This window comes from Micromonospora sp. NBRC 110009, assembly GCF_030518795.1.
Taxonomy (GTDB): Bacteria; Actinomycetota; Actinomycetes; order Mycobacteriales; family Micromonosporaceae; genus Micromonospora.
The window spans coordinates 3,264,912-3,284,887 of record NZ_CP130427.1 but is presented as its reverse complement, the minus strand read 5'-3'; the positions used below and the strand labels follow the sequence as shown (position 1 = coordinate 3,284,887).

Annotated in this window: 23 protein-coding genes; 13 read left to right on the top strand and 10 right to left on the bottom strand. The window is 71.0% G+C overall.

Going from position 1 to position 19,976, the window contains the following annotated elements; genetic code table 11:
- Positions 1-62: 62 nt before the first annotated feature.
- From Q2K19_RS15775 to Q2K19_RS15755, 5 genes are all read right to left on the bottom strand, one after another.
- Complete coding sequence (locus Q2K19_RS15775; protein ID WP_302771822.1) at positions 63-1,808, bottom strand: ABC transporter substrate-binding protein; 1,746 nt, start codon at positions 1,806-1,808, stop codon at positions 63-65.
- Positions 1,809-1,915: 107 nt separating this feature from the next.
- The gene (locus Q2K19_RS15770) at positions 1,916-2,902 is read right to left on the bottom strand and encodes an ABC transporter permease (protein ID WP_302771820.1); all 987 of its coding nucleotides are present in this window, start codon (positions 2,900-2,902) and stop codon (positions 1,916-1,918) included.
- A gap of 12 nt (positions 2,903-2,914) precedes the next feature.
- Complete coding sequence (locus Q2K19_RS15765; RefSeq protein WP_302771818.1) at positions 2,915-3,916, bottom strand: ABC transporter permease; 1,002 nt, start codon at positions 3,914-3,916, stop codon at positions 2,915-2,917.
- Positions 3,913-4,929, bottom strand: coding sequence for an ABC transporter ATP-binding protein (locus Q2K19_RS15760; RefSeq protein ID WP_302771816.1), 1,017 nt, complete (start codon positions 4,927-4,929; stop codon positions 3,913-3,915). Before Q2K19_RS15760 ends, Q2K19_RS15765 begins: the two co-directional genes overlap by 4 nt.
- On the bottom strand, positions 4,926-6,029 hold the full coding sequence (locus tag Q2K19_RS15755; RefSeq protein WP_446839654.1) for an ABC transporter ATP-binding protein: 1,104 nt from the start codon (positions 6,027-6,029) through the stop codon (positions 4,926-4,928). The genes Q2K19_RS15760 and Q2K19_RS15755 overlap by 4 nt, the downstream gene beginning before the upstream one ends.
- A gap of 235 nt (positions 6,030-6,264) precedes the next feature.
- Between Q2K19_RS15755 and Q2K19_RS15750 the strand changes: the two genes are divergently transcribed.
- From Q2K19_RS15750 to Q2K19_RS15725, 6 genes are all read left to right on the top strand, one after another.
- The gene (locus tag Q2K19_RS15750; protein WP_302772513.1) at positions 6,265-6,813 is read left to right on the top strand and encodes a Uma2 family endonuclease; all 549 of its coding nucleotides are present in this window, start codon (positions 6,265-6,267) and stop codon (positions 6,811-6,813) included.
- Between the two features lie 33 nt (positions 6,814-6,846).
- Positions 6,847-8,283 carry a TldD/PmbA family protein gene (locus Q2K19_RS15745; RefSeq protein ID WP_302771814.1) on the top strand — a complete coding sequence of 479 codons (1,437 nt, stop codon included), beginning with the start codon at positions 6,847-6,849 and terminating at the stop codon, positions 8,281-8,283.
- The gene (locus Q2K19_RS15740) at positions 8,280-9,692 is read left to right on the top strand and encodes a TldD/PmbA family protein (RefSeq protein ID WP_302771812.1); all 1,413 of its coding nucleotides are present in this window, start codon (positions 8,280-8,282) and stop codon (positions 9,690-9,692) included. The genes Q2K19_RS15745 and Q2K19_RS15740 overlap by 4 nt, the downstream gene beginning before the upstream one ends.
- A gap of 297 nt (positions 9,693-9,989) precedes the next feature.
- A complete protein-coding gene (locus tag Q2K19_RS15735; RefSeq protein ID WP_302771810.1) occupies positions 9,990-10,796 on the top strand; it encodes a hypothetical protein in 807 nt (268 codons plus the stop codon).
- Between the two features lie 10 nt (positions 10,797-10,806).
- On the top strand, positions 10,807-12,720 hold the full coding sequence (locus Q2K19_RS15730) for a fumarate reductase/succinate dehydrogenase flavoprotein subunit (protein ID WP_302771808.1): 1,914 nt from the start codon (positions 10,807-10,809) through the stop codon (positions 12,718-12,720).
- Positions 12,720-13,787, top strand: a complete 1,068-nt coding sequence (locus Q2K19_RS15725; RefSeq protein WP_302771806.1) for a succinate dehydrogenase/fumarate reductase iron-sulfur subunit — start codon at positions 12,720-12,722, stop codon at positions 13,785-13,787. Before Q2K19_RS15730 ends, Q2K19_RS15725 begins: the two co-directional genes overlap by 1 nt.
- Positions 13,788-13,869: 82 nt before the next feature.
- Here Q2K19_RS15725 and Q2K19_RS15720 read toward each other — a convergent pair whose 3' ends face one another.
- Positions 13,870-14,310 (bottom strand): (deoxy)nucleoside triphosphate pyrophosphohydrolase, encoded by a 441-nt coding sequence (locus tag Q2K19_RS15720; RefSeq protein ID WP_302771804.1) that lies wholly within the window; start codon positions 14,308-14,310, stop codon positions 13,870-13,872.
- A gap of 184 nt (positions 14,311-14,494) precedes the next feature.
- Between Q2K19_RS15720 and Q2K19_RS15715 the strand changes: the two genes are divergently transcribed.
- The 3 genes from Q2K19_RS15715 to Q2K19_RS15705 are packed head-to-tail and all read left to right on the top strand — an operon-like array spanning position 14,495 to position 15,940.
- Positions 14,495-14,803 carry a 4a-hydroxytetrahydrobiopterin dehydratase gene (locus tag Q2K19_RS15715; RefSeq protein WP_302771803.1) on the top strand — a complete coding sequence of 103 codons (309 nt, stop codon included), beginning with the start codon at positions 14,495-14,497 and terminating at the stop codon, positions 14,801-14,803.
- A gap of 33 nt (positions 14,804-14,836) precedes the next feature.
- Complete coding sequence (locus tag Q2K19_RS15710; protein ID WP_302771801.1) at positions 14,837-15,199, top strand: PH domain-containing protein; 363 nt, start codon at positions 14,837-14,839, stop codon at positions 15,197-15,199.
- 18 nt (positions 15,200-15,217) lie between these two features.
- Positions 15,218-15,940 (top strand): class I SAM-dependent methyltransferase, encoded by a 723-nt coding sequence (locus tag Q2K19_RS15705; RefSeq protein WP_302771800.1) that lies wholly within the window; start codon positions 15,218-15,220, stop codon positions 15,938-15,940.
- 6 nt (positions 15,941-15,946) lie between these two features.
- Here Q2K19_RS15705 and Q2K19_RS15700 read toward each other — a convergent pair whose 3' ends face one another.
- Positions 15,947-16,396, bottom strand: coding sequence for a hypothetical protein (locus Q2K19_RS15700; RefSeq protein WP_302771798.1), 450 nt, complete (start codon positions 16,394-16,396; stop codon positions 15,947-15,949).
- A gap of 83 nt (positions 16,397-16,479) precedes the next feature.
- Between Q2K19_RS15700 and Q2K19_RS15695 the strand changes: the two genes are divergently transcribed.
- Entirely contained in the window at positions 16,480-17,187 is a 708-nt protein-coding gene (locus tag Q2K19_RS15695) for a SanA/YdcF family protein (RefSeq protein ID WP_302771796.1), read from the top strand.
- A gap of 40 nt (positions 17,188-17,227) precedes the next feature.
- On the opposite strand, the gene Q2K19_RS15690 is transcribed toward Q2K19_RS15695, so the two are convergent.
- Complete coding sequence (locus tag Q2K19_RS15690) at positions 17,228-17,485, bottom strand: hypothetical protein (protein WP_302771795.1); 258 nt, start codon at positions 17,483-17,485, stop codon at positions 17,228-17,230.
- Positions 17,485-17,802 (bottom strand): DivIVA domain-containing protein, encoded by a 318-nt coding sequence (locus tag Q2K19_RS15685; RefSeq protein ID WP_302771793.1) that lies wholly within the window; start codon positions 17,800-17,802, stop codon positions 17,485-17,487. Before Q2K19_RS15685 ends, Q2K19_RS15690 begins: the two co-directional genes overlap by 1 nt.
- 238 nt (positions 17,803-18,040) lie before the next feature.
- On the opposite strand from Q2K19_RS15685, the gene Q2K19_RS15680 reads away from it, so the two are divergent.
- Together Q2K19_RS15680 and Q2K19_RS15675 are read left to right on the top strand one after the other, a co-directional pair.
- Positions 18,041-18,451, top strand: a complete 411-nt coding sequence (locus Q2K19_RS15680; RefSeq protein WP_302771791.1) for a GntR family transcriptional regulator — start codon at positions 18,041-18,043, stop codon at positions 18,449-18,451.
- Positions 18,448-18,726: a DUF7660 family protein gene (locus Q2K19_RS15675; protein ID WP_302771789.1), complete on the top strand. Its 279-nt coding sequence runs from the start codon at positions 18,448-18,450 to the stop codon at positions 18,724-18,726. Before Q2K19_RS15680 ends, Q2K19_RS15675 begins: the two co-directional genes overlap by 4 nt.
- On the opposite strand, the gene Q2K19_RS15670 is transcribed toward Q2K19_RS15675, so the two are convergent.
- Positions 18,717-19,430 (bottom strand): SMI1/KNR4 family protein, encoded by a 714-nt coding sequence (locus Q2K19_RS15670; RefSeq protein WP_302771787.1) that lies wholly within the window; start codon positions 19,428-19,430, stop codon positions 18,717-18,719. The two genes, Q2K19_RS15675 and Q2K19_RS15670, sit on opposite strands and share 10 nt — an antisense overlap.
- Before the next feature lie 92 nt (positions 19,431-19,522).
- Here Q2K19_RS15670 and Q2K19_RS15665 point away from each other — a divergent pair, with 92 nt between their 5' ends.
- A complete protein-coding gene (locus Q2K19_RS15665; protein ID WP_302771785.1) occupies positions 19,523-19,900 on the top strand; it encodes a hypothetical protein in 378 nt (125 codons plus the stop codon).
- Positions 19,901-19,976 lie beyond the last annotated feature (76 nt).

The window sequence follows — 19,976 nt, the reverse complement described above, 5'->3', positions numbered from 1 at the left end:
CGGCAGAGCAGGGGCCCCTTATTAACGCCAGGCGTTAAGAAGGGGCCCCTGCTTTCAGGCGGTCACTGCTTCACGTAGGCGTTCACGAAGCTGGGCCAGCCGAAGATGCTGCCGATGAAGAGGCCGCCGGCCTTGTCGCCGTGGGCGACGGAGACCACCTCGTTGTACAGCGGCACCGCCGGCGCCGACTCCTTCATGAGCCGCTCGTCCAGCTTGCTCCACTCGTCGGCCTGCTTCGACGGGTCCTCAGCGAGGACCCGGTCGAACTCGGCGTTGATGGCGTCGCTGTTGAGCTGGGACGTGTTGCTGTTGCCCTCGGCCTTGATGTTCCGGCCGTCGAAGAGCACCGGCAGGATCGAGGCACCGCTGGGCCAGTCGGCCGCCCACGAGTCGACCCAGATGTCCCACGGGTTGCTCTTCTTCTTCACGAAGTCGAGGTAGCCGTCCTCGGGGATGGGCTTGATCGTGACGGTGAAGCCGGCCTTCTCCAGGGCGTTCTTGACCTGCGTCGCGGTCTCCTGCGACGGGGTGTCGTCGGAGGTGCCCAGCACCAGATTCACCGACTTGCCGGCGAGCAGTTCCTTCGCCTTCTCCGGGTTGCCGCTCTCGCCGGCCGGGTAGGCGTCGAACTTCTTGTAGCCGAGCGTGGTGGGCGGCAGCAGCGTGGTCAGCGGGACCGCGCCGTACGGGCCGCCGAGGTTCTTGGTGATGCTGCTGCGGTCGATCGCGTAGTTGATCGCCTGCCGCACGGGCAGGTCGGTGACCCGGCTGGTGTTGATGCTCAGCCGGTACGCGTTCGGCGTGGCCGCGACGATCATCCGCTCCTTGAGCTTGGCGTCGCCGGTGACCTTCGCGATCAGCTCGGACGGCACACCGCCGGTGGCCACCGCCGCGGCGTCGTTGCCGGTGCCGGCGAGCACCCGGTTGGTCTGGGTGGTGTTGTCCGCTCCCAGCGACCAGACGAACTTGTCCGGGTACGCGTGCCGCACCGGGTCGGTCGCCGGGTCCCAGTTCGCGTTCCGCTCCAGCACCATCTCCACGCCGGGCGTGATCTTGGTGAACTTGTAGGGGCCGGACGAGAACGGCTGGTTGTCCAGGTTGACGCCGGTGTCCTTGTCCGGCGGCAGCGGCGCGGTGGCCGGCAGCGACACGGCGAACGGCAGGTCACAGCGCGGCTTGTTGAACTCGAAGCGCAGCGTCTGCGCGTCCGGGGTGCTCAGGCCCGGCGGCAGCGAGTTCTTGTTGGCCTTGAAGTTCCACTTGGTGTCGTACTGCGGGCTGTCGACCAGCCACTCCTGCAGGTAGGTCGGGCCACCGGTCAGGTCGGGGTCGAACGAGCGGGCGATGCCGTACGCGATCTCCTTGGAGGTGATCGGCCGGCCGTCCTCGAACTTGACGCCCTGCTTGATCTTGAATTCCCAGACCTTGCAGTCGTTGTTGACGTTCGTGCCGGGGGTCTCGGCCAGGTCGCCGACCAGGGTCACGTTGCCCTTGCCGTCGTCCTTGAACGTGGTGAGGAAGCGGGCGTAGAGCTGGCTCCCCATCAGGCCGGCGAACGAGTAGACCCGCTGCGGGTCCAGGTGGGAGATCTTGTTCTCCCGCAGGATGTAGAAGGTCCCGCCCTTTGCCGCGCCGGGCACCTCGGCCGCCGGGCCGAGCGAGTCCTTCGGGTCGGTCGCGATGGCGCCCGTGCGCGGCTTGTTGGTGTCCACGTCGTTGGCGTTGTCGCCGGTGTTCTTGCTGCATGCACTGAGGGCTACCACCAGTGCCATCGCACCGCCCATGGCGGTGGCGAGTCTTGCTCGCATACTCACTCCTCCGGGTCCGATGAAGGAAAGCTTCGCCTAGCTTTCACTCGCGGTAAATTTCGAGCAGATAACGGGGCCACAACGATCGGCACCCTGGCACAGGGCGGTCAGCCGAGGCGTACCCGCGGGTCGATGAACGCGTAGAGCAGGTCGACCACGATGTTCGCGATGACCACGAAGAGCGCCGAGATCAACACGGTGGCCATGATGGTCGGCAGGTCCCCCTGGCGGACCGCCTCCACGGCCGTCCGCCCCAGCCCCTGGATGCCGAAGGTGGTCTCGGTGATGACCGTGCCGCCGAGCGCCGCGCCCACGTCGAGACCGGCGATCGTGACGATGGGCGTGATCGCCGCCCGCAGCGCGTGCCGCCCGTAGACCTTCCGCTTCGACATGCCCTTGGCGCGGGCCGTGCGTACGAAGTCCTCGGAGAGCGTCTCGAGCATCTGCGCCCGGGACAGCCGCGCGTAGATCGCGGAGAAGAGCAGCGCCAGGGTCACCCAGGCGAGCACCAGCCCCCGGGCCCACTCCACCGGATTGTCGAAGATCGGCGTGTAGCGCGGTGTCGGCAGGATCTTCAGCGAGTAGACGAAGATCAGCAGGAGCACGGCCCCGACGAAGTAGAGCTGCAACGAGGCGAAGGTCAGCGTGAGCCCGATCGAGATCCGGTCGAGCAGCGAACCTCTCCGTAGTGCCGAGATCATGCCGAGCCCCACCCCGATGGCGAGCCACAGCACCGCCGCCGGAAGGACCACGTTCAACGTCACGGGCAGCACCCGGGCGAAGGTGTCGCTGACCGCCTCGCTGTTGACGTAGGAGTAGCCGAGGCAGGGCGCCTCGCACTTGCCGCCCTGCGCGCTGCCCAGGTCGCGGCCGACGAAGATGCCCTTCATGTAGTTGACGTACTGCTGCGGCTTCGGGTCGTTCAGCCCCAGTTCGGTACGCACCCGCTCCAGGCGTTCGGCGTTGCAGTTCTTCGGGCACATGCCGGTCACCGGGTCGCGGGGCAGCGCGAAGAACATCAGGAAGCTGACGACGCTGACCGCGAGCAGCACCGAGACCGCCAGCAGCAGCCGCTTCAGCAGGAACCGCGCCATGTGCCGAACCCCTTACCGTGACGACTTCGGGTCGAGCGCGTCGCGCAGCGCGTCGCCGAAGAGGTTGAACGCCAGCACCAGCGCGAAGATGGTGATGCCGGGGAAGAAGACGTACGCCGGGTCGGTCTGCAGGTAGTCGATGCTGCGGTAGATCATCCGGCCGAAGCTCGGCACCGATTCGGGCAGCCCGACGCCGAGGAAGGAGAGCGCCGCCTCGCCCGTCACGTACGACGGCACGGCGAGCGAAAACGCGACCAGGATCGGGGCCCAGATGTTCGGCAGCAGTTGCCGGAACAGCATGTGTCCCAGCCCCGCCCCGCTGGCCCGGGCCGCCTCCACGAACTCCCGCTCGCGCAGCGACACCACCTGTCCCCGGACCAGCCGGGCGGTCCCGGTCCAGCCGAACGCCGCGAAGACCACGACCAGCGTGGTGACCGCGAACCAGGTCGGGATCGCGTCGCGGGGGCCGTAGAACCGCAGCGAGAAGGTCGGCACCACGGCCAGCGCGAAGACCAGGAACGGCATGGCCAGGGCGACGTCGGTGAACCACCCGATCACCGCGTCGACCACGCCACCCAGATAGCCGGCGACGATCCCGAGCACCACACCGATCGTCGTGGTCACCAGGGCCGCCCCGAGCGCGATCAACAGCGAGGTGCGGATGCCGTAGATCATCCGGATGAAGATGTCCCGACCCAGACCGGGTTCGAGGCCGAACCAGTGATCGCCGCTGACCCCGCCGACGTAGCCGAGGGGCATGCCGGTGGAGTCCAGCAGGTCCCCGAACTGCTGGCTCGGCGACATCCCGTAGAGCCGCTGGAGCAGCGGCGCCGCCACCGCCGCCAGGACGAACAGGACCAGCACGACGCCGCTGACGAGGGCCGTGCGGTCGCGGCGCAACCGGGCCCAGACCAGTTGGCCCGGGGAACGCCCGACGAGCCGCTTCTCCTCGGGGCCGTCACCGGTGGACTCGATCTCGGCCAGCGCCACGCCCTCGACCGGGGACAGGCTCACTTCGCCACCTCCTCGGCGGTCGGTTCCGACTCCCGGCTGATCGACCCCTGCTCCGGGAAGTGGCAGGCGGTGAGCTGCCGGCCACCGTCCCGGGTGACCAGCGCCGGTTCCTCCGTCGCGCACCGGTCCTGCGCCTTCCAGCAGCGGGTCCGGAACCGGCAGCCCGACGGCGGGTTGAGCGGGGTCGGCACGTCTCCGGTGAGCCGGATCCGCCCGGCCGGTCCGAGCGCGGTCACGTCCGGGATCGCCGACAGCAGCGCCCGGGTGTACGGGTGCTGCGGGCGCTCGTAGATCTCGTCGCGGTCGCCGATCTCGACGATCTTCCCGAGGTACATGACGGCGACCCGGTGGCAGAAGTGCCGGACCACGGCCAGGTCGTGGGCGATGAAGACGAAGGCCAGGTCGAGGTCGCGTTGCAGGTCGCGCAGCAGGTTGATGACCTGGGCCTGGATGGAGACGTCGAGCGCGCTGACCGGCTCGTCGGCCACGATCAGCTTGGGCCGCAGGGCGAGCGCGCGGGCGATGCCGATGCGCTGCCGCTGGCCGCCGGAGAACTCGTGCGGGTAGCGGTTGTAGTGCTCCGGGTTCAGGCCGACGAGCTCCAGCAGCTCCTGCACCCGCTTCTTGGTGCCGCCGGGCGGGTTGATGCCGTTGACCTGCAACGGCATGGCCACGATCCGGCCCACCGTGTGGCGGGGGTTCAACGACGCGTACGGGTCCTGGAAGATGATCTGGAGGTCCTGCCGCAGCGGCCGCAGCGCCCGCCGCCGGGCGTGGGTGATGTCCTGTCCCGCGAACTCGATGGTGCCGGAGGTGGGTTCCAGCAGCCGGACCAGCATCCGGCCGGTGGTGGTCTTGCCGCAGCCGGACTCCCCGACCAGGCCCAGCGTCTCGCCCGGGCGGACGTCGAAGTCGAGCCCGTCGACCGCGCGCACGGCCCCGCCGGCGCGGAACCCCTCGCGGACCGGGAAGTGCTTGGTCAGCCCGCGTACCTTCAGCAGCGGTTCGGTCATCGAGCCACCCCCACCTGGGCGATGTCCTGCTGGTAGAGCCGGGTGCGGTCCTCGGCCGGGAGGTGGCAGGCGACCAGGTGGCCCGCCTCCCCGGCCGAGCGCAGCTCCGGCACCTCGGTCCGCGACCGGTCCCCGTTGCGGTCGGCGTAGCGGCAGCGCGGGTGGAAGGCGCACCCGGCGGGCAGGTTGATCAGCGAGGGCGGGTTGCCCGCGATGGGCACCAGGTCCGCGTCGGCGTCACCGTGCAGGGACGGCACGCTCGACAACAACCCCCAGGTGTACGGATGCTGCGGCCGGCGCAGCACCTGCTCGACGCTGCCCTGCTCGACCGCCCGTCCCCCGTACATCACCAGCACGTCGTCGGCGACCTGCGACACCACGCCGAGATCGTGGGTGATCAGGATGATCGCCGAGTGGAACTCCTCCTGCAGGTCGGCGAGGAGGTCGAGGATCTGCGCCTGCACCGTCACGTCCAGCGCCGTGGTCGGCTCGTCGGCGATCAGCAGGTCCGGGTCGTTGACCAGGGCCATCGCGATCATCGCGCGCTGCCGCATGCCGCCGGAGAACTCGTGCGGGTACTGGTCGTACCGCTTGGCCGGCTGCGGGATGCCCACCCGGCCGAGCATGTCGACGGCCCGGCTACGGGCCTCCCGCTTGCCGGCCCTCGGGTGGTGCACCCGGTACGCCTCGGCGATCTGCCGCCCCACGGTGTAGTACGGGTGCAGCGCCGACAGCGGGTCCTGGAAGATCATCGCCATGTCGCGGCCGCGCAGCCGGCGTACCTCCTCCTCGGGCAGGCCGACCAGCTGCCGGCCGCCGACGGAGATCTCCCCGCTGATGGTGGCGCGCTTGGTGTTGTGCAGGCCCAGGATCGCCAGCGAGGTGACGCTCTTGCCCGAGCCGGACTCCCCCACGATGCCGAGGGTGCGACCGCGCTCGACCGAGAAGGACACCCCGTCGACGGCGCGGACCACGCCGTCCTCCGTGTCGAACCGGACCCGCAGGTCCTTCACCCGCAGATAGGGACCCTCGCCGGAGCGTTGCTCCGGCACCGCTGGGCGGTCCGGTTCCCCGGACGGCGCCGACTCCGACCTGCCCACGACCGCCTCCCTCTGTGACGAAGAGAACTTACAGCAAAGTTCTGGAGGCGAAAATAAGCTACAAAACGCGGGCTGTCAGCGGCCTGAGCGTAACGAGTGGGTTTCGGGCTTGACCAGCCCTCACCTGGACATTCACATCCACAACTCGATGTCTGCGCCGCACGTCGCACGGCGAGTGCGACCATGGTCCGGAGGCTCAGGTGAGGATTCCGGCCGACACGAGGTGGAGGTGGCCATGACCGCGGCGGTGTTCGACCACGACGGCCCGTGGACCGAAGAGGAGTACCTCGCCCTCGGCGAGACGCAGCAACGCGTCGAACTCTTCGACTGGAGCCTCTACGTGACCCCTGGACCGACGCCGCTGCACCAGAACATTTCCGGCGAGCTACGCGCCGCGCTCCGTAAGCCGGTGCGTGAGGCCGGCCTGCGGGTGCTCGAAGCGGTGAACGTCCGCCTGCGGCCAGGCCGGATCCCGATTCCCGATCTGGTCATCACCAACGACATCGATCTTCAGGTGCTCGTCATCGACGCCAGCGATGTCCATCTGGTTTGTGAGATCATCTCGCCGAGCAACGCGGCCACCGACAAGGTGCTCAAGATGCACTACTACGCCGCCGCCGGCATCGAGTGGTACCTCCTGATCGAGCAGGAGACCCTGACCATGTACCTCTATCAGCGGCAGGGTGGGCACTATGTCGAGCGGTCCGTCACGAAGGCGGGCGAGGTGCTGGAGCTGACCGAGCCCGTTCGGGCCGGCATCCGGCCGGAAGACCTGCTCGGCTGACGGATGTCGGTGCGCTCGCCTAGGGTCGGGCGCATGACCGAGTTCGACGCGGCGACCGCCGCCGTCCAGGCCGCCCTCGACGCGGGAGCCCGGTACGCGGACGCCCGGGTGATGCACCGCCGGTACGAGTCGATGTCGGCCCGCAACGGCGACATCGAGGAGCTGACTCAGGACGAGAGCGTCGGGCTCGGCGTCCGGGCCCTGGTCGGCTCGAGCTGGGGCTTCCACGCCGTACCGGACCTGTCGGATGCCGCGGCCCGCGACGCCGGCCGGCGCGCCGCGGCGACCGCCACCGCGAGCGCGCGGGTCCCCGGCCCGCCGATCGACCTGGTCCCCGTCGAGGCTCGGGTCGCCAGCTGGGCCTCCGGCTGCGTGGTGGACCCGCTCGGCGTCCCCCTCTCCGACAAGGGCGACCTGCTGGTCCGGGCCACCGAGACGATGCGCGCGCACGGCGCCGACCTGGCCGAGGGGCTCTACCAGATCTGGGACACCGCGAAGTGGTTCGTCTCCAGCGAGGGGCACCGGATCGACCAGCGCATCCGGGAGTGCGGCGGCGGCATCTCCGCCACCTCGATCGGCGACGGCGAGACGCAGCGCCGGTCCTACCCGAGCTACCGCGGCCAGTACGGCACCACCGGTTGGGAGCTGGTCACCTCGCTCGACCTCGCCGCGCACGCCGCGCGGATCGCCGAGGAGTCGCGGGAGCTGCTGACCGCCCCCGAGTGCCCGGCCGGCGAGACCGACCTGATCCTCGGCGGCGAGCAGCTCGCCCTGCAGATCCACGAGTCGGTCGGGCACGCCATCGAGCTGGACCGCATCCTCGGCTGGGAGGCGGCCTTCGCCGGCACGTCCTGGCTGGACCTGACCCGGCTCGGCTCGCTGCGCTACGGCTCCGACCTGATGAACATCACCATCGATCCGACCATCCCCGGCGCGCTGGGCAGCTTCGGCTTCGACGACGAGGGCTCCCCGGCGGTCAAGCGGGACGCGGTCCGCGCCGGACGCTGGGTCGGGGTGCTCGCCGGCCGGGACTCGGCCGCCGTCGCCGGTCTCGGCTACGGCGGCAGCGTACGGGCCGACGGCTGGGCCCGGCTGCCGATGGTGCGGATGACCAACGTGGGCCTGGAACCGGGCCCGCACACCCTCGACGAGATCATCGACGCCACCGACGACGGGGTGCTGATGGACATCAACCGGTCCTGGTCGATCGACGACAAGCGGCTGAACTTCCAGTTCGGTTGCGAGGTCGGCTGGGAGGTGAGGAAGGGCCGGCGGGGGCGGATGCTGCGCAACCCCACATACACCGGGATCGGGCCGGTCTTCTGGCGCTCGATGGACATGCTCTCCTCGGAGATCGTCCCGTGGGGCACGCCGAACTGCGGCAAGGGGCAGCCCGGCCAGGTCGGGCACACCGGCCACCCGGCGGCCCCGGCCCGCTTCCGCAACGTCCGGGTGGGGGTGCGGGCATGACCGAGCTGGACCTCGCCGGCCAGGTGGTGGACCTGGTCCGCCGGCTGGCCGGGCCGGACGCCCAGGCCGAGGTGGTGGTGACCCGCACCGACCTGGCGCTGACCCGGTTCGCGAACTCGTTCATCCACCAGAACGTCGCCGAGTCGGGCACCGCGGTGCGGCTGCGGCTGCACCTCGACGGCCGGACCGCCGCCGGCAGTGGCAGCCTGGTCGACCCTGACGGACTGACCGCGCTGGTCGAACGGACCCTGGCGGCGGCCCGGCTCTGCCCGCCCGACCCGGGCTGGCCTGGGCTCGCCCCGGCGTCGCCGGTCCCGCCGGCCGCCGTCTTCGACGAGGCCACCGCCGACGCGTCGCCGGACGAGCGGGCCGCCCGGGTGCGCGCCTTCGTGGACGCGGTCGGCGGCCTGGAGGCGGCCGGCTACTGCCGCACCGCCTACCGGTCGGGGGCGTTCGCCAACTCGGCCGGGCACTCGGCGCAGGGGCGGACGGCGGAGGCGGCGATGGACGGCATCGCGCGTACCGGCGGGGCCGACGGGGTGGCCCGGCGCTGCGCCGACCGGCTGGCCGACCTCGACGGCGCGGCGCTCGGCGCCCGGGCGGCGGCGAAGGCGCGGGCGGCGGCCGATCCGATCGAGCTGCCCCCGGGGCGGTACGACGTGGTGCTCGAACCCGCCGCCGTCGCCGACCTGCTGCAGAACCTCGCCTGGTTCGGCTTCAACGGCAAGCGGTACGCCGAGCGGCAGTCCTTCGCCGAGCCGGGCGCCGCCCAGTTCGACCCGGCGGTGACCCTGGTGGACGATCCGCTGCACGGCTCGGCCCTGCCGTACGACCTGGAGGGCACGCCCCGACGCGCGCTGACCCTGGTCGACGCCGGGACCACCATGGCGGTGGCCCACGACCGGCGCAGCGGCGGCGAGGCGGGGGTGGCGTCCACCGGGCACGGCATGCCGGGCGCCGCCACCTTCGGCCCGATCCCGCACAACCTTCGCCTGCTCCCCGGCGCCGGCCGGGTGGCCGGCGGCGACAGCCCTGCGCCCGTCGGTGGGCCGACGTCGGGCGGGACCGCGGGGGCCGTGGCGGATCCGGACACCGCCCTGCTGGTCGCCGGGATGGCGCGCGGGTTGCTGGTGAGCGACTTCTGGTACACCCGGGTGCTCGACCCGAAACGCCTGGTCATCACGGGGCTGACCCGCAACGGGGTGTGGCTGGTCGAGGACGGGGTGCCCACCCGGGCGGTCCGCGATTTCCGGTTCACCGAGTCGTACCCGCGGGCCCTGGGCCCGGGCCGGGTGCTGGGCCTGGGCCGACAGCCGGTGCGGCAACCGGACCGGGTGGACGGCGCCTGGTGGGAGGCGTCGCCGCTGCGCCTGGCGTCGTGGAACTTCACCGGCGGGGCGTCCGGTTGAGGTTCCCGCCGCTCTCCCGGCCCGGCACCGGGGTTTCCGGTCGGCGCACCGTCCACCCCGCCCAAAGATATTGATCATGGTTCGGGTCTTTCCAAGCCGCGGGACACACGGGACACTGCGTTGCGCGGCCGGGCCGCGAAGATCGGCGTAACGTGTGTCACTTAGCTGCGTCGGTTTCGCCGGCGCGGTCGTTGGTGTGCGCACGACGTGGCAGTGGACGCGGTCTCGCCGGTCCGCTGACCGGTACGGAACGTGATCCGCCGCCCCCGCGAGGGCGCCGTCAGGGAGACGACTCGAATGACATCAACGGCAACGAGGCCGCGAGGGGCGCGGGCACGCGCCGCGATAGCGGCGAAGACGTTGCGCACGGACCGCTGGTGGTTCGCACCACTGATCACCGTCGTCGGGCTCAGCGCCTGGGTCATCTACGCCACGGTCCGGGTCTTCATGCACAAGTGGTACTGGGTGGACCAGTACCACTACCTGACGCCGTTCTACTCCCCCTGCGTGACCGAGCGGTGCGTCGAGGGCTCCTCACACTTCGGCAGCTTCCTGCCGGGCTGGTGGATCATCCCGGACGCGGCACTGACCCTGCCGTTCCTGCTGCTGTTCCGGCTGACCTGCTACTACTACCGCAAGGCCTACTACCGGTCGTTCTGGCTGTCGCCGCCGGCCTGCGCCGTGCCCGATGGGCACAAGGCGTACGGCGGGGAGACCCGGTTCCCGCTGCTCGGCCAGAACCTGCACCGCTACTTCTTCTACGCTGCCGCGATCATCTCGCTGATCAACACCTACGACGCGATCTACGCCTTCCACTCGCCGAAGGGCTTCGGCTTCGGCCTCGGCAACATCGTGCTGCTGGTCAACGTGGTGATGCTCTGGGCGTACACCATCTCCTGCCACTCCTGCCGGCACATCATCGGCGGGCGGCTCAAGCACTTCTCCAAGCACCCGCTGCGCTACCGGGCCTGGACGGGCATCTCCTGGCTGAACGTCCGGCACATGCAGCTCGCCTGGATCACCCTCGGCACCCTGGCGCTGACCGACTTCTACGTCATGGCGGTGGCGGCCGGATGGTTCAACGACCTGCGGTTCATCAACTGAGAGCCTGGACATGACTGAGACGCGAATCGAACGACACCACTACGACGTCGTCGTGATCGGGGCCGGCGGCGCCGGCCTGCGCGCGGCGATCGAGGCCCGGCTGGCCGGCAAGAAGACCGCGATCATCTCGAAGTCGCTGTTCGGCAAGGCGCACACGGTGATGGCCGAGGGCGGCGCGGCGGCCGCCATGGGCAACGTGAACTCCCGGGACAACTGGCAGGTGCACTTCCGCGACACCATGCGCGGCGGCAAGTTCCTCAACAACTTCCGGATGGCCGAGCTGCACGCGAAGGAGTCGCCGCAGCGGATCTGGGAGCTGGAGACGTACGGCGCGCTCTTCGACCGCACCAAGGACGGGAAGATCTCCCAGCGGAACTTCGGTGGTCACGAGTACCCGCGGCTGGCGCACGTCGGTGACCGGACCGGCCTGGAGCTGATCCGCACCCTCCAGCAGAAGATCGTCTCCCTGCAGCAGGAGGACAAGCGGGAGTTCGGCGACTACGAGGCCCGGATCAAGGTCTTCGCCGAGACCACGATCACCGAGCTGCTGCTCGACAACGACCGGGTCGCGGGCGCGTTCGGCTACTACCGGGAGTCCGGCCAGTTCATCCTCTTGGAGGCGCCGGCCGTGGTCCTCGCGACCGGCGGCGTCGGCCGTTCCTACAAGGTCACCTCGAACTCCTGGGAGTACACCGGGGACGGTCATGCGCTGGCGCTGCGCGCCGGGGCGACGCTGATCAACATGGAGTTCCTCCAGTTCCACCCGACCGGCATGGTCTGGCCGCCCTCGGTGAAGGGCATCCTGGTCACCGAGTCGGTGCGCGGCGACGGCGGGGTGCTGAAGAACTCCGAGGGCAAGCGGTTCATGTTCGACTACGTCCCGGACGTGTTCCGCAAGCAGTACGCGGACAACGAGGCCGAGGCGGACCGCTGGTACAAGGACCCGGACAACAACCGGCGCCCGCCCGAGCTGCTCCCCCGCGACGAGGTCGCCCGCGCGATCAACAGCGAGGTCAAGGCCGGTCGGGGTACGCCGGCCGGCGGCGTCTACCTGGACATCGCCTCCCGGCTGCCGGCCGAGGAGATCCGCCGCCGCCTGCCGTCCATGTTCCACCAGTTCAAGGAGCTGGCCGACGTGGACATCACCAAGGAGCCGATGGAGGTCGGCCCGACCTGCCACTACGTGATGGGCGGCGTCGAGGTGGACCCGGACTCCGGGGCGGCGTACGGCACGGTGCGCGGGCTCTTCGCCGCCGGCGAGGTCTCCGGCGGCATGCACGGCTCCAACCGGCTCGGTGGCAATTCCCTCTCCGACCTGCTGGTCTTCGGCAAGCGGGCGGGTGGCCACGCCGCCACGTACGCCGACCAGCTCACCTCGCGCCCGGCGGTGTCGGTGGCGGCGGTGGAGGCCGCGGTGGAGACGGCCCTGGCCCCGTTGCAGCGGGACACCGGGGAGAGCCCGTACGTCCTGCAGCAGGACCTCCAGGCGGTGATGGGCGAGCTGGTGGGCATCATCCGGCGGGAGGGCGAGCTGGCGGACGCCCTGGGCAAGCTGACCGAGCTGCGCGAGCGGGTGGCCAAGGTGAGCGCGGCCGGCGGCCGGCGCTACAACCCGGGCTGGCACCTCGCGCTGGACCTGCGCAACATGCTGGTGGTCTCGGAGTGCACCGCGAAGGCGGCGCTGGAGCGGCGGGAGTCGCGCGGCGGGCACACCCGGGAGGACTTCCCTGGGATGGACCCGAAGTGGCGGCAGGTGAACCTGGTCTGCGCGCTGGACGGCGACGCCGTCCGGCTGACCCGGAAGCCGCTGCCGAAGATGCGTCCCGAGCTGATCACGCTGTTCGACCGGGCCGAGCTGGCCAAGTACCTGACCGACGAGGAACTCGCCGAGTTCGACGCCCTCGCTGAGGAGGCGGGCAACTGATGGGCACCAAGCGACAGTTCCGCATCTGGCGGGGCGACGACACCGGTGGCGACCTGAAGGACTACACGGTCGAGGTCAACGAGGGCGAGGTCGTCCTCGACGTCATCCACCGGCTGCAGAACACCGAAGCGCCCGACCTGGCGTGCCGGTGGAACTGCAAGGCGGGCAAGTGCGGCTCCTGCTCGATGGAGATCAACGGCAAGCCGCGGCTGAGCTGCATGACCCGGATGTCGACGTTCGAGGAGGGCGAGACCGTCACGGTCACGCCGCTGCGGACGTTCCCGGTGATCCGGGACCTGGTCACCGACGTCTCGTTCAACTACGAGAAGGCCCGGGAGACCCCGGCGTTCGCGCCGCCGGCCGACGTGGCCCCCGGCGACTACCGGATGCAGCAGGTGGACGTCGAGCGCTCGCAGGAGTTCCGCAAGTGCATCGAGTGCTTCCTGTGCCAGAACGTCTGCCACGTGATCCGCGACCACGAGGAGAACAAGCAGGCGTTCTCCGGTCCCCGGTTCTTCATCCGGGCCGCCGAGCTGGACATGCACCCGCTCGACGCGAAGACTGACCGCAAGGAGTACGCGCAGTCCGAGATGGGTCTCGGCTTCTGCAACATCACCAAGTGCTGCACCGAGGTCTGCCCCGAGCACATCAAGATCACCGACAACGGGATCATCCCCATGAAAGAGCGGGTCGTCGACCGCAGGTACGATCCCCTTGTGTGGCTTGGTAGCAAGATCTTCCGGAGGGGTCAGGTGCCTCAGACCAGCGTGACCAGCGGGCACTCCAGCGGCGCGACGACCGCCGGCGCCCACGGCGGGGTGCACTCGCACGCCGGCGGCTCGCACGACACGCGGGCCGAGAGGCAGGCTCAGCAGGGCGTCAACTGGCACCGCGAGGTGCCGCACCCGACCGCCCCGGCGGTCGACGTCAACGGCAAGCTGCCGCTGACCGAATTGACGTTGGACAGGGCGGCCGCGCCGTCGCCGTTCGGCGACGACGTCACCTTCCCGCTGCCGCCCGAGCACCTCAACTTCGCTCACCCGCAGCAGGACGAGCCGAGGCACTGACCAGCACAACGACGACGACGGGGGCCGCGGCGGATGCCGCCGGCCCCCGTCCTGTTTCCGCCTCCGTGTCCGCTCTCGCCGGTCAGGCGTCGGGGAGCAGCGGGCGCAGCGCGGCGACCACCGGCACGTCGGCGGGGAGCCAGGGCACGGTGTCGAGTTCGGCGGCGGAGAGCCAGCGCAGCTCGGAGTGCTCCAGCGCCTTCGGCTGGTCACCATGGAGGAGGCGGGCCACGTACACCCGGAGCACGGATCGGCCGTGGGCCATCCGTACGTCGCGGCCGACCCGCGCGCCGATCTCCACCCGTACGCCGAGTTCCTCGGCGCACTCCCGGATCAGCGCGGCGGTCTCGCCCTCCCCCGGCTCGACCTTGCCGCCGGGAAACTCCCAGCGGCCGGCCACCTCGGGGGGCGCCGAGCGGGCGCACGCCAGCACCCTGCCGTCCGCGATGATCGCCGCCCCGACGACGACCTTCGGCTCACGCCGGTCGGCGTGCCCGTTTCCGCTTACCCGTTCGGTCCGCACGGCCGTCCAGGGTGCCAGATCAATCGGCGGTTTGGGTACCTGACGTCGCCGTGAGGTCAGTAGAACCCGGAAGTGTGGGCGTGGACACACCCTCTGTGCGACGACAGACTAGAGGGCGTCTACGAGGACACGGGACGGCGACGATTTGGCCACAAGCCGGCAACGACGCCTGGGAGGTGCGGTGATGCGCGTGCTGTTCAACAGCCGGCAGAAGCACGACTACCTCAACGACGCCCTCGCCCTGCTGTCCGGGTGGACCCGCGAGGGCGAGCAGATCCGACGCACCCTCAGCCTCGACGACACCCAGCACGCCGCGCTGACCGAGCGGGTCGCGGTGGTCGCCGACGCACTGCGCCTGCGCCCCGAGATCAGCCGCCGGGCCGGCCGTACGCAGATCAAGGTGGGCCACGGCGACGGCGAGCCGCTCACCGAGGGTGAGGTGCTGCTCGCCGCCCGGATCGAGGACGCCGTCCGCGCGGTCACCGAGCCCTGAGCCGGCTGGCGCGCCCCACCTACCGTCGGGGACATGGCTGAGCCGACGTACGACCGCAGGGAACAGTTCCAGCAGATCCAGAGTGGACTCCTGGCCGGAGAGCAGATCATCGCCGTCTACGACGCGATCGGCACGGGCACCGGATTCGTCGGCCTGACCGACCGCCGGGTGATCATCCAGGACCGCTCCTTCGTCGGTAAGCGGCACGCCATCACCAGCATCCCCTACTCGAAGATCACCAGCGTGAGCGTGGTCAGCAACAAGTCCTGGGGCGGCGCGTTCTTCTCCACCGGGGCGATCGCCATCCACGTCGGCGCGCACACCTACGAGGTCGAGTTCCGCGGCGCGCAGAAGAGCCACCACGTGCACAACGTGATCCTCCACCACATCTCCTGACCGCTACCCTGACCGGTCATGACGGACCGGCTGGCAGCGCTCTACGACGTGGAGAACGCGTGGGGGCGCGACGACGAGTTCTTCCTCGGTGTCGCCGGCAGCGCCCCGACCCGCGTCCTCGACCTGGGCTGCGGCACGGGCCGGCTCACCCTGGCGCTGGCCGCTGCCGGCCACACCGTGACCGGCGTCGAGCCCCTGCGCACGTCCCTCGACGCGGCCCGCGCCAAGCCCGGCGCCGACCGGATCGCCTGGATCCACGGCACCTCGGCCGACCTGCCCGCCGCCGCCTACGACGTGGCCCTGCTGACCAGCCACGTGGCGCAGGAGATCCGGGACGACGACGAATGGGCGCGGACCCTGGCCGACCTGCGCCGGGCACTGGCCGACGGCGGCCGGCTGGCGTTCGACTCGCGCGACCCGTCGGCCCGCCGCTGGGAACGCTGGACGCCGGCCGCGTCCCGCCGCCGCCTCGCCCTGCCCGACGGCACGGCGGTGGACGCCTGGACCGAGCTGACCGAGGTCCGCGACGGGCTGGTCCGCTACCGCCACCACTACCAGTTCCCCGACGGGGAAGCACTGTGCAGCCGGGGCACGCTGCGCTTCCGCACCGAGGCGGAGCTGCGGGCGTCCCTCGCCGACGCCGGCTTCACCGTCGAGCGGGTGTGCGGCGGCTGGGCAGGCGAGCCGGTCGGGACGGGCGACGACGGGGAGCTGATCGTCATCGCCCGCGCGGCACCCTGACCGCCGTCAGCGGCGGTACGTCAACTCGAAGTCGAGCGCCCAGTCGAAGCCGTCCGCCGACCGCTCCCACCGCCCGTCGATGACGGCGTCGCCCACCGTGGCGACCCAGCGCTGGTGGAAGCCGGGCGCCCGCCGCCACATCCGCCAGGCGCCGTCGGCGAACGTCATCTGGTAGACCCGGTGCACGCCACGCGCGTCCGCGTACAGCGCGGCGAACGTCTCCGTCGTGTCGTCGAGCCCGATCACCTGTGTGGTGGGCAACGGGTTGTTGTCCCGCCAGGCCTGCGGCGCCGTCTCCGGCAACGGTTCAGCGTCGCTGAACTGTCGCAGGTACTGGCCATTCTCGAGCCAGCTGAACTCGGTCCACCCGGCACCGAGACCGGGCACCTTCGGCTGCACGGTCCACCGTCCGACGAGCACGTCGAGCCGCGCGAGCGCGGGATGCCGCTCCGCCATCTCGTTCTCCTCCCGCTGTCGAAGCATCCACGCTATCGATGGCCGGGGTGGCGTGTCGGCCCCGCGCCGGAATAATCGTCGGCATGCGGGGGCGGTTGGCGGGGCTGAGGCGCTGGTGCGGGACGCACCGATCGTTGCTGCGCAGGTTGCTCGTCGCGGGTCTCGCCGGCGTGGTGCTGCTCGTCGCCGGCACGGTGGCCAGCGTGGCGTGGGTCCGCGGCGGCGCCGACGGCCACCTCTTCACCGAGGCCGACGTGCCGGAGGCACCCGTCGCCCTGGTCCTGGGCACCAAGGTGGACCCGGACGGCACGCCGTCGCCGTTCCTCACCGCCCGGCTGGAGATCGCGCGGCGGCTCCTCGACGCCGGAAAGGTCCGCGTGATCCTGGTGTCCGGGGACAACATGAACGTCGGCTACAACGAGCCCGAGGCGATGCGGCGCTGGCTGCTCGACCGGGGCGTGCCGGCGGGGAAGGTGGTCATGGACTACGCCGGCTTCGACACGTACGACTCGTGCGCCCGGGCCAAGCGGATCTTCGGGGTGGACCGCGCGACGGTGGTCACCCAGTCCTTCCACCTGCCCCGCGCGGTGGCGCTGTGCCGGCGTCTCGGCATCGCGGCCAACGGCGTCGGCGACGACACCGCCCGGCGGTACACCGAGCGGTGGCGGATCAGCTCCGCTCGCGAGTACGGCGCCTCCGTCAAGGCGGCGGTGGATCTGCTCTCCGGCCGCGACCCGGTCCACCTCGGCCGGCACGAGACCGGCGTCGAGGACGCCCTCCGCGCCGGCTGACGATCGGGTCCCGCCGGGGCGACGGCCGGGCACGCGGCGCTCAGCGGGTCAGCCGGCGGGTGCACGGTCCGTCGTGGTCAGCCCGCAGCAGGCAGCGCCGGCCGCCGGCCAGCCGCAGGTCGCAGAAGACCCGATGGCGTACGCCCTGGTCGTCCTCGGCGGAGACGGTGGTCTCCCCCGGGTCGGCCTGCGGGAGCAGACCCGCCCAGCGGGCGACCACCCGGGCCAGGCGGACCGCGCCGGTGAGGTCGCCGGCGGCCACCGGCAGGTGGATGACGAACCGTTCCCGCTCGACCATCAGCAGTACCGCCCGGCGTTGGCCCGCTGCTGCGCCTGCTCGGACTGCCACCTCCGCAGTGCGTCCTTGATCCGGGCCGTCTCCTGCCGACTGTCGCCCAGGGCCTGGTAGGCGGCGGCGAGTTCGTCGGCCACCCGGTCCAGGAAATCCTGCACCTCGCCCGGGTCGAGGCCGCGCCGGCCGAACCGGGTCGGCCGGAACCGCCGCTGCCGCACCTGCCAGGCCGACAGCGGGACGTACGTCGAGGAGCGGTAACAGGTCGACGCGCCGGGCCGCGGCCCCTCGTTCCGGCGCAGCCCACGGATGAAGGCACGCATGATCGCCCCACCTCTCTCGGTTCAGCACTGAAGGGGTGGCCGTGCCCACCCGCCGCGCGCGGGCCGACCACCCCGCCCCACCACCGCAGCTCCGATCAGCGGTACGACAGCAAGGCTGGTCAGCAGCTGTCAGCGCATTCGAGCGTTTCCGCCCGGCCACTGGTTGTTACTGCGACCATACGCCCAGGGGCTCAGGGGCACAACCAGACTTGCCCACGGGGGAATAAGGCTTCGTGCCATGACCATCGATCCGCGCTCACACACTCCGGTCTACGTGCAGCTCGCCGATTTGCTTCGCGAGCAGATCGAGTCGGGGGTGCTGGCAGCCGGATCGGCACTGCCCAGCGAAGCCAGGCTGACCCAGGAGCACGGAGTCGGCCGAGAGGCGGTGCGAATGGCCATCTCGCTGCTGCGCTCGGAAGGCCTGGTCAACACGGTGCGCGGGCACGGCAGCTACGTCCGGGAAACGCCGGACCGGCGGCAGGTCGAGCTGGCACCGGGCGCGTCGGTCATCGCGCGGATGCCGAGCGGCGGCGAGCGCCGGTCGATGCAGCTCAACGAGGGCGTACCGGTCCTGGAGGTCCGCGATCCGAAGGGCGGCACCGAGGTCTTCGCCGCCGACGAGGTCGAGCTGACCCGTCCGGCATGAACCCGTACGAGAGCGGCCGGTTCGCCGAGACCAGCAACCTCGACGGCGTGGCCTCCCCAACGGACGTCGCCCGCATCGTCGACGAGATGCTCGGCGACCTGGAGGCGCACCCCGGCGAGTGGGAGAACACCAGCCCCGAGACCTTCCTCGATGCCCTGTCGAGGTCGCTCCAGGGCCTGCCGCAGCTCTACCGGAACCGCGGTGAGGACTTCCCCGACCCGCCGACCTGGAAACAGTTCGCCGAAGCTCTGGTGATGGCCACCGGCTACGAGTGACCGATCGCCCACCGCGCCGGCACGGCCTGCTCGATCCGCTCCCGTTCCTCAGCCGTCCGGCCCCGGACGTAGAGCCACGCCCACTCGCCCCCGCCGTCCATCCGCAACAGTTGCCCGGGAGCCGAGTACCACCGGATCGGGTCCGCTGGATCGGCCCAGGACGGGTATTCCGGGAAGTTGACCCGCCGGTAGTTCTTCTCCACCAGCTCGATCAGCTCCGCCGGCACCTCGGCGGCGTTGTCCCGGTCGCCTGGGGCGAACAGCGTCTCGGAGAGCACCATCTCGACGCAGGCCAGCGACACCCGGTCCAGGAAAGGCTGCCAGCCGGCATCGTGCTCCACCAGCACGGGCGGGTCCGGGTCGGCGACGGCCGCCACCGGTATTCCCCACGACGCGGCGTTCTGGTTCTCGTGGCGGAAGACCAGCACCTCGCGGTCGACCGAAAGTCCGTTCGGGGCCGCGAGCCAGTCCTGGTTGCTCGTCAGGTCGTCGCGCCGGCCGAACAACAGGTACGCCTCGCGCAGCGCGGCCGGCAGCGGAATCCCCAGCCGTTCCTGCGCCGCGCCGAGCTCCTGCGGATCGACCCCGTCGTTGTCCCGCAGGGGTTCGGCCCACGCAGCTGCGAAGGCCCGGATGAATCGCCATGCCGCACGTCGATCGGCGACCCCGTCCCGCAACGCGGCGGCGACGTCGTACCCGTCCACCCTGCCCACCCACCCGTCGCATCGAGTCGTACGGCGGCGAGGCTAGCCTGCCGAGTTGGATCCGCGCAGCCGGCCGGCAGTATGGTCGGGGCGTGGTGAAGCTGGCCGGGGAGACACTGGCGGCGATCGGCCGGATGACCGTCGCGGCGACCGAGTTGGAGCACACGCTGGCCGCGATCGGCGCACACCGCGCCGACGGCGACGCCGACGCGCTCTTCGCGCGACCCGGAGCGGCGTTGCGGGCGGCGCGCGAGGCCGTCCGGTCCGCGCCGCGGACCCACCGTGACGACCACGTCAACATGGTCGAGGGCGCCGGTACGCAGCTCGCCGTGAGCCAGGCTGCTCTGCGGGCCATGTGGCGCCCGGGCGGCCGGACCGACCCGGCGATGTTCGACGAGATCACCGCACGCCTGCTCCGCTGCCGGGACACCCTGCACGAGCTGGCCCAGACGGCGTCGAGCACGGCCTGAGGCGGCGGCACCGTGGCCGGCGGCGACCGTCGCGGCTGGACGGATCCGGCTTTCCCTCCCAGCCGCGGTGGACATC

Coding starts and splice junctions, on each gene's coding strand:
- Q2K19_RS15730 (WP_302771808.1), top strand. CDS start 10,807: ATGACTGAGACGCGAATCGAACGACACCACTACGACGTCGTCGTGATC.
- Q2K19_RS15745 (WP_302771814.1), top strand. CDS start 6,847: ATGACCGAGTTCGACGCGGCGACCGCCGCCGTCCAGGCCGCCCTCGAC.
- Q2K19_RS15715 (WP_302771803.1), top strand. CDS start 14,495: ATGCGCGTGCTGTTCAACAGCCGGCAGAAGCACGACTACCTCAACGAC.
- Q2K19_RS15700 (WP_302771798.1), bottom strand. CDS start 16,396: ATGGCGGAGCGGCATCCCGCGCTCGCGCGGCTCGACGTGCTCGTCGGA.
- Q2K19_RS15690 (WP_302771795.1), bottom strand. CDS start 17,485: ATGGTCGAGCGGGAACGGTTCGTCATCCACCTGCCGGTGGCCGCCGGC.
- Q2K19_RS15705 (WP_302771800.1), top strand. CDS start 15,218: ATGACGGACCGGCTGGCAGCGCTCTACGACGTGGAGAACGCGTGGGGG.
- Q2K19_RS15750 (WP_302772513.1), top strand. CDS start 6,265: ATGACCGCGGCGGTGTTCGACCACGACGGCCCGTGGACCGAAGAGGAG.
- Q2K19_RS15710 (WP_302771801.1), top strand. CDS start 14,837: ATGGCTGAGCCGACGTACGACCGCAGGGAACAGTTCCAGCAGATCCAG.
- Q2K19_RS15675 (WP_302771789.1), top strand. CDS start 18,448: ATGAACCCGTACGAGAGCGGCCGGTTCGCCGAGACCAGCAACCTCGAC.
- Q2K19_RS15695 (WP_302771796.1), top strand. CDS start 16,480: ATGCGGGGGCGGTTGGCGGGGCTGAGGCGCTGGTGCGGGACGCACCGA.
- Q2K19_RS15770 (WP_302771820.1), bottom strand. CDS start 2,902: ATGGCGCGGTTCCTGCTGAAGCGGCTGCTGCTGGCGGTCTCGGTGCTG.
- Q2K19_RS15775 (WP_302771822.1), bottom strand. CDS start 1,808: ATGCGAGCAAGACTCGCCACCGCCATGGGCGGTGCGATGGCACTGGTG.
- Q2K19_RS15735 (WP_302771810.1), top strand. CDS start 9,990: ATGACATCAACGGCAACGAGGCCGCGAGGGGCGCGGGCACGCGCCGCG.
- Q2K19_RS15740 (WP_302771812.1), top strand. CDS start 8,280: ATGACCGAGCTGGACCTCGCCGGCCAGGTGGTGGACCTGGTCCGCCGG.
- Q2K19_RS15725 (WP_302771806.1), top strand. CDS start 12,720: ATGGGCACCAAGCGACAGTTCCGCATCTGGCGGGGCGACGACACCGGT.
- Q2K19_RS15680 (WP_302771791.1), top strand. CDS start 18,041: ATGACCATCGATCCGCGCTCACACACTCCGGTCTACGTGCAGCTCGCC.
- Q2K19_RS15760 (WP_302771816.1), bottom strand. CDS start 4,929: ATGACCGAACCGCTGCTGAAGGTACGCGGGCTGACCAAGCACTTCCCG.
- Q2K19_RS15685 (WP_302771793.1), bottom strand. CDS start 17,802: ATGCGTGCCTTCATCCGTGGGCTGCGCCGGAACGAGGGGCCGCGGCCC.